The organism is Agrococcus sp. AC640b, from assembly GCF_979255995.1.
In genome coordinates this window covers 183,939-195,854 of sequence record NZ_CEEDMM010000043.1, presented here as the reverse complement: position 1 = coordinate 195,854, position 11,916 = coordinate 183,939, and the positions used below count along the sequence as shown (strand labels likewise).

The following is an 11,916-nucleotide window of genomic DNA, read 5'->3' as shown; positions in this document are numbered from 1 at the left end:
GAGGAGGCGTCGACATGGGATTCCTCGACGACGCGAAGGACAGGCTCGGCGACGCCGCCGAGTGGGCGAAGGACACGGCGCAGGACGTCGGCGCGAAGGCCAAGGACGTCGCAGGCGACGTGGCCGAGAAGGCCAAGGACGTCGCAGGCGACGTGGCAGACAAGGCCAAGGACGTCGCAGGCGACGTGGGTGAGCGGGCGCAGGGCGTCGGCGAGACGCTCGGCGAGCGCGCTCAGGATGCGCGCGAATGGGTCGAGGACAAGGTCGACGGCGTTCGCGGCGGCGGCGACGGCGAAGCGGACGCGACGCCCGAGCAGCCGTAGCGCACCACGACGGGGCGGAGCCGCACGGCCCCGCCCCGTCGCCTGCTACGCCGCGATGCGCGCGGCGAGCAGCTCGGCGATCTGCAGCGCGTTGAGCGCGGCGCCCTTGCGGAGGTTGTCGCTCGAGAGGAAGAGCACGAGGCCACGGCCGGCAGGTGCCGACTGGTCGGCGCGGATGCGGCCGACGATCGTCGGGTCGGTGCCTGCCGCGTCGAGCGGCGTCGGCACGTCGGCGAGCACCACTCCGGCTGCGTCGGCGAGCAGCGCTCGCGCCCGCTCCGGGCTGATGGGGCGGTCGAACTCGGCGTGGATCGACAACGAGTGCCCCGTGAAGACGGGCACGCGCACGCACGTGCCCGCGACGAGCAGGTCCGGGAGCTCGAGGATCTTGCGGCTCTCGTTGCGGAGCTTCTTCTCCTCGTCGGTCTCGCCCTCGCCGTCGTCGACGATCGAGCCGGCGAGCGGCAGCACGTTCATCGCGATGGGCGCGACGTAGGACACCGGCTGGGGCAGCGAGAGCGCGTGGCCGTCGTGCGTGAGGCGCTCGGGCTGCTGCTCGACGGCCGACGCCAGCTGCCCGCGCAGCTCCTCGACCCCCGCGAGCCCGGAGCCGGAGACCGCCTGGTACGTCGAGACGACGAGCCGCGTGAGCCCGGCCTCGGCGTCGAGCGGCTTCAGCACGGGCATCGCCGCCATCGTCGTGCAGTTCGGGTTCGCGACGATGCCCTTGGGGATCGTCTCGAGCGCGTGCGCGTTCACCTCGGAGACGACGAGCGGCACCTCGGGATCCATGCGCCATGCCGACGAGTTGTCGACGACCGTGACGCCTGCGGCGGCGAAGCGCTCCGCCTGCGCACGCGACGTCGTCGCCCCCGCCGAGAAGATCGCGACGTCGAGACCCGCGGGGTCCGCGGTCGCGGCATCCTCGACCGTGATGGCCTCGCCGCGCACCGTGAGGTGCGAGCCCGCGGAGCGCGCCGACGCGAACAGTCGCAGCTCGTCGTACGCGAGCCCGCGCTGCTCGATGAGCTCGATGACCTTGCCGCCGACCTGCCCGGTGGCGCCGACGATGCCGAGCCGGAGGCTCATCGGCCCGTCCCTGCGTGCACGACCGCGTCGGTGTCCGCGTCGAGCCCGAACGCCGAGTGCACGACGCGGACGGCGTCGTGCAGCTGCGCCGCGCTCGTCACGACCGAGATGCGGATCTCGCTCGTCGAGATGAGCTCGAGGTTGATGCCCGCGTCCGACAGGGCGCGGAACAGCTTCGCCGAGACGCCGACGTTCGTGCGCATGCCCGCGCCGACGAGCGCGAGCTTGCCGATCTGGTCGTCATGGAGCACCTGCTCGAAGCCGACCTCGTCCTTCGCGGCCTCGAGGGCCGCGAGGGCACGCGCCGCGTCCTCCTTCGGCAGGGTGAACGTGATGTCGGTGCGACCGGTGGACGCCGCCGACACGTTCTGCACGATCATGTCGACGTTCGCCTCCGCCTCGGCGACGATCGTGAAGATGCGCGCCGCCGTCCCAGGCACGTCCGGCACGCCGACGATCGTGATCTTCGCCTCGCCGAGGTCGCTCGCGACGCCGACGATCTGAGCCTCTTCCATCGTCCCCTCCTTCTCGGGGTCGTACACGATCGTGCCCTCCTGGTTCGTGAACGAGGAGCGCACGTGCAGCGTGACGCCGTGGCGCCTCGCGTACTCGACGCTGCGGATGTGCAGCACCTTCGCGCCCGCCGAGGCGAGCTCGAGCATCTCCTCGCTCGTGATCCTGTCGACCTTGCGGGCGCGCGGCACGATGCGGGGATCGGTGGTGAACACGCCGTCGACGTCGGTGTAGATCTCGCACACGTCGGCATCGAGCGCGGCGGCGAGGGCGACTGCGCTCGTGTCCGAGCCACCACGGCCGAGGGTCGTGATGTCGCCCGTGACCTTGTTGAAGCCTGCGAAGCCCTGCACGATCACGATCTTGCCGTCGTCGAGCGCGGCGCGAACCCGGCCGGGGGTCACCGAGACGATGCGCGCGGAGCCGTGGGTCGCATCCGTGAGCATGCCCGCCTGGCTGCCGGTGAGCGACAGCGCCTCGCCACCCATCGACGTGATCGCCATGGCGAGCAGCGCCATCGAGATGCGCTCGCCCGCGGTGAGCAGCATGTCGAGCTCGCGGCCGTGGGCGGGCAGCCCGGGCACGACCTCGTGGGCGAGGTCGAGCAGCTCGTCGGTCGTGTCGCCCATCGCCGAGACGACCACGACGACGTCGGAGCCGCGCTTGCGCGTCTCGACGATGCGCTTCGCCACGCGCTTGATGCTCTCGGCGTCGGCGACGCTCGAGCCGCCGTACTTCTGCACGATGAGGCTCATGACGACTCCTGTGGGGATGGGCGAACCCTCATCCTATGGTCGCTCGCATGCCTGGCTCGGCCGTGCGACGACGCTACGAGGTGACCTGACGGCGCCCCTCGAACGCACGCCCGAGCGTCATCTCGTCGGCGAACTCGAGGTCGCCGCCGACGGGCAGTCCGCTCGCGAGCCTCGACACCGCGATGCCCAGCGGCGCGAGCGTGCGGATGAGGTACGTCGCCGTGGCCTCGCCCTCGACGTTCGGGTCGGTGGCGATGATGATCTCCTGCACCGTGTCGTCCTGCAGGCGCCGCAGCAGCTGCGAGATGCGCAGCTGGTCGGGGCCGACGCCCTGCATGGGGTTCAAGGCGCCCCCGAGCACGTGGTAGAGCCCGCGGAACTCGCGGGTGCGCTCGATCGCGACGACGTCCTTCGGCTCCTCCACGACGCAGATCGTCGTGGGCACGCGCCGCGGGTCGCGGCAGATGATGCAGCGCTCCTGCTCGCCGACGTTGCCGCAGACCTCGCAGAACCGCACCCGGTCGCGCACCTCCGCGAGCACGCGCGACAGCCTCGACACGTCGAACGACTCGGTCTGGATGATGTGGAACGCGATGCGCTGCGCGGACTTCGGGCCGACGCCCGGCAACCTGCCCAGCTCGTCGATGAGCTCCTGCACGATGCCGTCGTACATCTATCGACCCTCCATGCCATCGAGCGCGATCTCCTCGATGAACTCGGCACCGAGCTCCTCGCGCACGACGGCCTCGCCGTACCTGGCGTCGTCGAGCGCGCTGCGACGCGGATCGACGGCGGGTGCCCGGCCGGTCGCCTGCTGCCGCTGGGTCTCGGGCTCGGTCACGGCGTGGGCCTGCACGGCCTGCGCCGTCGCCTCGACGGCGGCCGCGGCCGTGGCGTGGTCGACGACCTGCTCCTCAGGACCCCACGGGTCGTCGGGCGCGTCGCCGTCTGGCACGTCGTCGGATGCCGGCGCCGACGACGGGCGAGCCGGCGCCTGCGCCGGATCGGCGACGGGCGCCGGTGCCGTCTGCGTGGCGCGGATGGGGGTGACGACCGCGTCGGGTCGCGCGTCCGGCTCCGGGTGGGCGCTGGGGATCGCGGCGACCGCCCACCCCGCGGCCGACGCGGACGCGGAGGAGCGCGGCGTCGATGCCGCGCCGCCGCGCGGCTGCGGCGCGCTCGTCGGCGCCGGTCGCGTCGAGGCGGACGGCGCGCTCGCCGACGCGGGTCCGTCTGCCGGTGCCGGTGCGCTCGCGGGCTCGGTCGGCCGGGAGGCGGCCGGGACCGGCGCGGGGCCTGCCTGCGCCGTCGGAGCGGGCTCCGCATCGACGTCGTCGGACGACGGCTGCGCCGTGCGAGACCGCGGGCGCCCGCCCTCCGGCGCGTCGATGAGGTTGCGACGGTACTTCACCGACAGCCCGAGCACGTGCTCGATCGATGCGCGCAGGTGCTCGGCGGGGCTCGTGACCCCGCCTGGCTTGGCGGGGAACGCCTCGAAGTCGCCTTGGTTGCGGAACCCCATGCGCAGGACGTCGCCGTCGAGCTCGAGCACCTCGGCCTGCGAGACGAGCAGCCACGCGGGACGGCTCGCGTCGCCGAGGTGGGTGAGCACCTCGTCCCACGCGTCGCGCAGCTGCTCGACGCGGACCGTCCCGACCGCCGCGGGCGTCACGACGGCGGGCGGAGCGTCGTGCGCGGGCGCGTCCTGCGCTGCGGGCCGCTCGCTCGGCGTCGCAGCCTCTGCGGCGGTCGGCGGCACCGGCGTCTCGGGTGCGGCTGCGGAGGTCGGCGCCGTGGCCTGCGGAGCCGCCGTGGCCTGCGCGGGAACGGTGGCGCGCGCGGGGGCCGCCGCAGCGACGGCCTGCGCGGGAGCCTCGGCCGCAGCGGCATCGGCCGTCGCCCCCGTGACGCCGATGCGGCGCTCGAGCCGTTCGACCCGAGCGAGCGTGCCGAGCTCCTGGTCGCCGGCGGCGGGCACGAGCAGACGCGCTGCCATGAGCTCGAGGTGCACCTTGGGGCTCGTCGCGCCCGTCATGTCGGTGAGGGCCTTGGCCACGACGTCGGCGGAGCGCGACAGCTCGACAGGACCGAACGCGCGCACCTGCCGCAGCATGGCGTCGAGCTCCTCCTGCGGCACGCCGTGCAGGAGCGACGCCGGGTCGTGGGCCGCCCGCACGACGATGAGGTCGCGCAGCCGCTCGAGCAGATCCTCCACGAAGCGTCGCGGGTCCTGCCCCGACTGGATGACGCGGTCGACGGCGCCGAACATCGCCGACGCGTCGTGCGCGCCCAACGCTTCGACCGCGTCGTCGAGCAGCTCGGCGTGCGTGAATCCCAGCAGCGCGACCGCCTGCGCGTACGCGACCGTCGGCGTCTCGGAGCCCGCGATCAGCTGGTCGAGGATCGACAGCGTGTCGCGTGCGGAGCCGCCACCCGCTCGGATGACGAGCGGCAGCACGCCGGGCTCGGCCTGCACGCCCTCCTCGTCGGTGAGGCGCGAGACGTACTCGAGCATGGGAGCGGGAGGGATGAGCCGGAACGGGTAGTGGTGCGTGCGCGAGCGGATCGTGCCGATGACCTTGTCGGGCTCGGTCGTCGCGAAGATGAACTTCACGTGCGGTGGCGGCTCCTCGACGATCTTCAGCAGCGCGTTGAAGCCGCCGGAGGTCACCATGTGCGCCTCGTCGATGATGAAGATCTTGAATCGGTCGCGCGCCGGGGCGAACGCGGCGCGCTCGCGCAGGTCGCGGGCGTCGTCGACGCCGCCGTGGCTCGCCGCGTCGATCTCGACGACGTCGAGCGAGCCGCCGCCGTCACGGCCGAGCTCGACGCACGAGTCGCACGTGCCGCACGGCGTGGGCGTGGGGCCGGTCGCGCAGTTGAGGCAGCGGGCGAGGATGCGCGCGCTCGTCGTCTTGCCGCAGCCGCGCGGACCCGAGAAGAGGTAGGCGTGCCCCACCCGGTCGCCGCGGATGGCGGCGCTCAGGGGATCGGAGACGTGCGCCTGCCCGATGAGCTCGGCGAACGACTCCGGCCGATACCGGCGGTAGAGCGCTGCGACCATGCAGGCCAGGCTACCGGCGGCCACCCACGCCGGGCGACGCCAGCAGCGGACGACGCGCCCGGGCCGGCTCACGCGTCGGCGCACGGGGAATGCGCACGCCGCGAGCACGTTCGCCCGTGCATGACTGCACTCGACCACGGACCCCTGATCCTCGGTGGCAACGCCTTCGGCTGGACGAGCGACCGCGACGAGTCGTTCGCCGTGCTCGACGCCTTCCTCGCCGCCGGCGGCCGCTCCATCGACACCGCCGACGTCTACTCCGCGTGGGTCGAGGGCAACGTCGGCGGCGAGTCCGAGGCGATCCTCGGCGAGTGGATCGCCTCGCGCGGCGTGCGCGACCGCGTCGTCGTGGCCACGAAGGTCTTCCAGCACCCCGAGCGCCAGGGCCTCTCCCCCGAGAACGTCCGCGCAGCGCTCGACGACTCCCTCCGCAGGCTGCAGACCGACCACGTCGACCTCTACTACGCGCACCGCGACGACCCGGACGTGCCGCAGGAGGACGTCGCCGCCGTGTTCGACGAGCTCGTGCAGGCAGGCAAGGTGCGCGAGGTCGGCGTCTCCACGTTCGAGCCCGAGCGCGTGCGCTCCCTCGTCGCCGCCGCGGACGCCGCAGGCCTCGCGCGTCCCACCACGAGCCAGGACCGCTACAACCTCGTCTCCCGCGACGCCGAGGCCGCGCTGCTGCCGACGCTCGCGGACCTCGGACTCGTCGAGGTGCCCTATCCGTCGCTCGCATCGGGGTTCCTCACCGGCAAGTACCGTCCGGGCGTCGCCGTCGACTCGCAGCGCGCGGGAGCCGCGGCCGCGTACCTCGACGAGCCGCGCAACGTCGCGCTGCTGGACGTGCTCGACGACGTCGCAGCCGCCCACCGCACGACCGTCGCGGCCGTGTCGCTCGCGTGGCTGCGCCAGCAGCCCCTCGTCGTCGCCCCGCTCGCGAGCGCACGCACGCCGCAGCAGCTCGCCGAGCTGCTCGCGTCGGTCGACGTCGAGCTCACCGCAGACGAGCTCGCTCGCCTGTCGGCGTAGCGATCCTGCCGTCGCGACCCGCGCGCGAAGCGGGTACGATGGTCGACGGCTCCCCGCGTGGCGCCATCCAGGCCAACTCCCCCAGGGCGGAGACGCAGCAAGGGTAACCGGGCTCTGGCGGGTGCGCGGGGAGTCTTCTCGTCTCGACGCGCTGGTCGTGCCGCTCCCTCGAGGCTCGCTGCGCTCGCGCACGTCGGTGGTGCGGCGTAGCGTCGGCTGCACACGAGGGGAGAGCACGATGTCCACCATCTCCGGCCGCGGCAGCCAGGCGCTGCTCGTGATCGACGTGCAGCAGGGCGTGTTCGAGGCGGCGCACGATCGCGAGGGCGTCATCGCCCGCATCGGCGCGCTCGTCGAGCGGGCCCGCGGCGCCGGCACGCCCGTCGTGTGGGTGCGCCACTCGAGCGACGAGCTTCCCATCCAGAGCCCGCAGTGGCGCATCGTCGACGAGCTCGTGCCCGCCGACGACGAGGCCGTCGTCGAGAAGACGTTCGGCGACGCGTTCGAGGCCACCGATCTCGACGACGTGCTCGCCGGCATCGGCGCCGACCAGCTCGTGGTCACGGGCGGCCAGACCGACGCGTGCATCCGCTCGACCATCCACGGCGGCTTCGCCCGCGGCTACGACGTGACGCTCGTCGGCGACGCCCACACCACCGACGACCTGCGCGAATGGGAGCCCGAGGCACCGGGACCCGCGCAGGTCGTCGCCCACACGAACCTGTACTGGTCGTTCCAGACGGCACCGGGGCGCGAGGCCGCCGTGATCGCCGCCGACGACGTGGCCTTCGCGTGAGCGACGCCGCCGCCGACCCGATCTTCGCCGACCCGCGGCTCGCCGCCATCTACGACCCGCTCGACCCCGATCGCAGCGACCTCGATGCGTACGAACGGCTCGTCGTCGACGAGCTCGGAGCCCGCAGCGCGCTCGACGTCGGCTGCGGCACGGGCGAGCTCGCCCTGCGGCTCGCCAGGCACGGGGTCGACGTCGTCGGCGTCGACCCCGCGGCCGCCTCCATCGACGTCGCCCGCGGCAAGCCGGGCGCCGGGGCCGTCACGTGGATCGTCGGCACCGCTGCCGCCCTGCCGCCGCTCGCCGTCGACGTCGTCACCATGACGGCGAACGTCGCGCAGGTCTTCGTCGACGACGATGCATGGCACGAGGTGCTGCGCGCCGCGCACGCGGCGCTGCGACCGGCGGGCACGCTCGCGTTCGAGACGCGCAGACCTCACGTGCGAGCGTGGGAAGGCTGGACGAAGGCTGCGACGCATCAGGTGGTCGACGTGCCCGGCGTCGGCGAGGTGGAGGACTGGGTCGAGGTGACGCACGTCGAGGGCGAGCTCGTCACCTTCGAGTCGCCGACGATCTTCCGTGCAGACGGCGTGCGCATCGAGTCCACCTCGACGCTGCGGTTCCGCAGGCTCTCGGCGATCGTGCGCGACCTCGAGCATGCGGGCTTCGCCGTCCGCGAGGTGCGCGACGCCCCAGACCGGCCCGGCCGCGAGTGGGTCGTCGTCGCCGAACGCGTCGACTGACGCCTACTCGGCGGGCTTGCGCAGCAGCATCCGCAGCACGGCGAAGACGATCACCGCGACGATGGCGACGAGCGCGAGGCGGAAACCGAACGCGAGCACCCGGAGGGCGAGGTCGACGACGAGCCACGCGATGACGACGGCGACGACGACGCCGACGATGGTCCAGACGTTGCGCATGCGTCCAGGCTATGCGCCCACGACCGCCGCCGACTGCGTCGCGATCTCGAGCTCCTCGTCGGTCGGCACGATCCACACCTCGATGCGGGAGTCGTCGGTCGAGATGCGCCGCTCGCTCGGACCCGACGCGTTGCGGTCGGGATCGATGCGGATGCCGAGCTCCTCGAGCCCCGCGAGGGCCGCAGCCCGAACCTGCGGCACGTTCTCGCCCACGCCTGCCGTGAACGCGATCGCGTGGGCGCCGCCGAGCACCGCCAGGTAGGCGCCGACCGTCGAGCGGAGGCGATGGGCGAGCACCTCGAGGGCCTCGACGGCGTGATCGACGCCCGCGGCGGCTGCACGCTGCACGTCGCGCATGTCACCCGATCCCGTGAGGCCGAGGAGCCCGGATCGCTTGTTGAGCAGCTGGTCGAGCTCGTCGACGTCGAGCCCAGCGACGCGATGCAGGTGCACGAGCACGCCCGCGTCGACGTCGCCGGAGCGCGTGCCCATGACGAGACCCGCGAGCGGCGTCATCCCCATCGACGTCTCGACGGAGCGGCCGCCGTCGACGGCGCATGCGCTCGCGCCGTTGCCGAGGTGCAGCACGATCGAGCGCGTGTCGTCGAGTGGGCGACCGACGAGCTCGGCGACGCGCCGCGAGACGAACTGGTGGCTCGTGCCGTGGAAGCCGTACTTGCGCACGCGGTGCTCGTCGGCCACCGAGCGGTCGATCGCGTACCGCCATGCGGCGCGCGGCAGCGTGCGGTGGAACGCGGTGTCGAACACGGCGACGTGCGGCAGGGTCGGGAACGCGACGCGCGCCGCGCGGATGCCGAGCAGGTTGGCCGGGTTGTGCAGCGGTGCCAGCGGCGCGAGATCGTCGATCTGCGCCTCGATGCGATCGTCGATGACGACGGCGCCGTCGAAGCGCGCGCCCCCCTGCACGACGCGGTGCCCGACGGCGACGATGCTCGCGCCGTCGAGCGCGGGTCCGTGCTCGGCGAACGCGTCGAGCACCCACTGGAACGCCCGCTCGTGGTCGCCGACGTGCAGCTCGACGTCGGTGCGGGCATCGCCGGCGACGTGCTTGGCGCTCGAGCGCGCCTCGCCGATCCGCTCGACGAGGCCGGAGGCGAGCGCCGACCCCGACGCGAGGTCGACGAGCTGGTACTTCAGGCTCGACGAACCGGCGTTGACGACGAAGACGCAGCTCACGCCCGCGCCTCCGCCGCGGCCGCAGCCTGGCCCTGCGCCTGGATGGCCGTGATCGCGACCGTGTTGACGATGTCCTGCACGAGGGCTCCTCTGGAGAGGTCGTTGACCGGCTTGTTGAGGCCCTGCAGCACGGGGCCGATCGCGAGCGCGCCCGCCGAGCGCTGCACCGCCTTGTACGTGTTGTTGCCGGTGTTGAGGTCGGGGAAGACGAACACGGTGGCGCGGCCGGCGACCGCGCTCTCTGGCATCTTCTTCGCAGCGACCACGGGATCGGCTGCGGCGTCGTACTGGATGGGGCCCTCGACGAGCAGCTCGGGGGCCCGCTCGCGCACGAGCGCCGTCGCGGCCCGCACCTTCTCGACGTCGGCGCCGGAGCCCGACTCCCCCGTCGAGTACGACAGCATCGCCACGCGCGGGTCGATGCCGAAGTCGCGGGCGGTCTGCGACGAGGAGATGGCGATGTCGGCGAGCTCGGTGTCGGTGGGCTCTGGCACGACCGCGCAGTCGCCGTAGACGAGCACGCGGTCGGCGAGCGCCATGAGGAAGACGCTCGAGACCACCGAGACGCCCGGCTTCGTCTTCACGACCTCGAACGAGGGCCGGATGGTGTGGGCCGTGGTGTGCGCAGCCCCCGACACCATGCCGTCGGCGTCGCCGAGATGCACCATCATCGTGCCGAAGTAGGAGACGTCGGCGACCGTGTCCCACGCATCCTCGAAGGTGACGCCCTTGTGCGCGCGGGCCTCGGCGTACGCCTGGGCGTAGCGGCGACGCAGCTCGTCGTCGGTGGTGGCGACGATGCGCGCGTCGGCGACGTCGAGGCCGAGCTCTGCGGCGCGAGCGCGCACGGCGCCCTCGTCGCCGAGGATCGTGAGGCGCGCGAGGCCGCGCTGCAGGATGGTCGACGCCGCCTGCAGGATGCGGTCGTCGTCGCCCTCGGGCAGCACGATGTGCCGCACGTCGGCTCGAGCGCGCTCGATGAGGCCCTGCTCGAACATGAGCGGCGTCACGACGGTCGAGTCCTGCAGCTCGAGGAGGTCGAGCAGCGCGTCGACGTCGACGTGCTGCTCGAACAGCGCGAGCGCGGTGTCGCGCTTGCGCTGCGTCCCCGTCGAGATCGCGCCGCGCGTGCCTGCGATGCGCCTCGCCGTCTCGTAGGTGCCGTGCGGCGACCGTGCGATGGGCATCGTCAGGTCGAGGCCGTCGATGAGCCGCTGAACGCCAGGTGCGAGGTCGAAGCCGCCGTTGAGGATGATGCCCGCGACGGTCGGGAACGACTCGGAGCGCTGCGCGAGCAGCGTCGCGACGACGACGTCCGAGCGGTCGCCGGGGACGACGACGATGCCACCGTCGATGAGCCGGTCGAGCACGTGCTCCATCGACATGCCGGCCACGACGGTGCCGAGCGACTCCCGCTGCGTGAGCGCGGCGTCCCCTCCGACGATCTCGGCGTCGGTGGCGTCGAACAGCTGCTGCACGGTGGGCGCGCCGAGGATGGGGTCCTCCGGGATGGCCCAGACCGGCACGTCGATGCCCGCCGTGCGCGCGACGGCCTCCACGGCGGCGGTGTCGACGTCGCTGCGGTTCACCACGAGCGCCGCGAGGCGCGCGTGGCCGGCGCGCAGCTCCGGCAGCGTCAGCTCGCCGAGCTGCCCGAGCGCCTCGACGCTCCTGGCCTCGCCCGTCTCTGGGTCGCGGCCTCCGAGCACGAGCACGACAGGTGCGCCGAGGTTGGCGGCGACGCGTGCGTTGAAGCCGAGCTCGGTGGGGCTGCCGACGTCGGTGTAGTCGGAGCCGACGATGACGATGGCGTCGAAGCGGTCCTCGAGGAGGTGGAAGCGGGCGACGATCGTCGCGAGCGCAGCCTCGGGGTCGTCGTGCACGGCCTCGTAGGTGGTGCCGACGGCGTCGTCGTAGGCGACGTGCACGGCGTCGTGCGCGAGCAGCAGCTCGAGCACGCTGTCGCGCTCGGTCGTGGTGCGCGCGACGGGTCGGAACACGCCGACGCGTCCGACGCGCCTCGAGAGCGCGTCGACGAGTCCGAGCGCCACGATCGACTTGCCCGCGTGCCCCTCGGGGGAGGCGATCATCATCCGTGAGGTCACGGACCAAGCCTAGGGATGCCGCCTCGCGGGTGCGATGGCCTTGACGCCCGAACGCCCAACTCGTGAGCATCGCTCACGACACGCCGCGTCGCGTCGCCTGAGGTCACGAACGGGTAACGCTTCGCAAT

Annotated in this window: 11 protein-coding genes and 1 other RNA gene; 5 read left to right on the top strand and 7 right to left on the bottom strand. The window is 72.9% G+C overall.

All coding sequences use genetic code 11. The features are described from left to right. Positions 1-14 precede the first annotated feature (14 nt). Positions 15-323 (top strand): hypothetical protein, encoded by a 309-nt coding sequence (locus ACZ6H8_RS14845; RefSeq protein ID WP_464147687.1) that lies wholly within the window; start codon positions 15-17, stop codon positions 321-323. Between the two features lie 45 nt (positions 324-368). On the opposite strand, the gene ACZ6H8_RS14840 is transcribed toward ACZ6H8_RS14845, so the two are convergent. The 4 genes from ACZ6H8_RS14840 to ACZ6H8_RS14825 all read right to left on the bottom strand — a co-directional run bounded on the left by ACZ6H8_RS14840 (position 369) and on the right by ACZ6H8_RS14825 (position 5,744). Continuing rightward, the gene (locus ACZ6H8_RS14840) at positions 369-1,412 is read right to left on the bottom strand and encodes an aspartate-semialdehyde dehydrogenase (protein WP_464147686.1); all 1,044 of its coding nucleotides are present in this window, start codon (positions 1,410-1,412) and stop codon (positions 369-371) included. Beyond that, positions 1,409-2,680, bottom strand: coding sequence for an aspartate kinase (locus tag ACZ6H8_RS14835; protein ID WP_464147685.1), 1,272 nt, complete (start codon positions 2,678-2,680; stop codon positions 1,409-1,411). Before ACZ6H8_RS14835 ends, ACZ6H8_RS14840 begins: the two co-directional genes overlap by 4 nt. Before the next feature lie 73 nt (positions 2,681-2,753). After that, positions 2,754-3,353: a recombination mediator RecR gene (gene recR, locus ACZ6H8_RS14830; RefSeq protein WP_464147684.1), complete on the bottom strand. Its 600-nt coding sequence runs from the start codon at positions 3,351-3,353 to the stop codon at positions 2,754-2,756. Beyond that, complete coding sequence (locus ACZ6H8_RS14825) at positions 3,354-5,744, bottom strand: DNA polymerase III subunit gamma and tau (protein ID WP_464147683.1); 2,391 nt, start codon at positions 5,742-5,744, stop codon at positions 3,354-3,356. It abuts the gene before it with no gap. A gap of 120 nt (positions 5,745-5,864) precedes the next feature. Between ACZ6H8_RS14825 and ACZ6H8_RS14820 the strand changes: the two genes are divergently transcribed. The 4 genes from ACZ6H8_RS14820 (at position 5,865) to ACZ6H8_RS14805 (ending at position 8,309) form a co-directional block, all read left to right on the top strand. Further along, complete coding sequence (locus tag ACZ6H8_RS14820) at positions 5,865-6,773, top strand: aldo/keto reductase (RefSeq protein ID WP_464147682.1); 909 nt, start codon at positions 5,865-5,867, stop codon at positions 6,771-6,773. Between the two features lie 44 nt (positions 6,774-6,817). Beyond that, an RNA gene (gene ffs, locus ACZ6H8_RS14815) (signal recognition particle sRNA small type) lies at positions 6,818-6,914 on the top strand. A 97-nt stretch (positions 6,915-7,011) separates the two neighbouring features. Then, on the top strand, positions 7,012-7,569 hold the full coding sequence (locus ACZ6H8_RS14810; RefSeq protein WP_464147681.1) for an isochorismatase family protein: 558 nt from the start codon (positions 7,012-7,014) through the stop codon (positions 7,567-7,569). Then, positions 7,566-8,309: a class I SAM-dependent methyltransferase gene (locus ACZ6H8_RS14805; protein ID WP_464147680.1), complete on the top strand. Its 744-nt coding sequence runs from the start codon at positions 7,566-7,568 to the stop codon at positions 8,307-8,309. The genes ACZ6H8_RS14810 and ACZ6H8_RS14805 overlap by 4 nt, the downstream gene beginning before the upstream one ends. Before the next feature lie 3 nt (positions 8,310-8,312). Here the strand turns inward: ACZ6H8_RS14805 and ACZ6H8_RS14800 are convergent, their stop codons facing one another. Genes ACZ6H8_RS14800 through pta form a run of 3 tightly spaced genes read right to left on the bottom strand, consistent with a single transcriptional unit; the run spans position 8,313 to position 11,788 of the window. Next, positions 8,313-8,486 (bottom strand): hypothetical protein, encoded by a 174-nt coding sequence (locus ACZ6H8_RS14800; protein ID WP_464147679.1) that lies wholly within the window; start codon positions 8,484-8,486, stop codon positions 8,313-8,315. Positions 8,487-8,495: 9 nt separating this feature from the next. Continuing rightward, complete coding sequence (locus ACZ6H8_RS14795) at positions 8,496-9,683, bottom strand: acetate/propionate family kinase (protein ID WP_464147678.1); 1,188 nt, start codon at positions 9,681-9,683, stop codon at positions 8,496-8,498. Then, positions 9,680-11,788, bottom strand: coding sequence for a phosphate acetyltransferase (gene pta / locus ACZ6H8_RS14790; protein ID WP_464147677.1), 2,109 nt, complete (start codon positions 11,786-11,788; stop codon positions 9,680-9,682). Before pta ends, ACZ6H8_RS14795 begins: the two co-directional genes overlap by 4 nt. Positions 11,789-11,916: the final 128 nt, after the last annotated feature.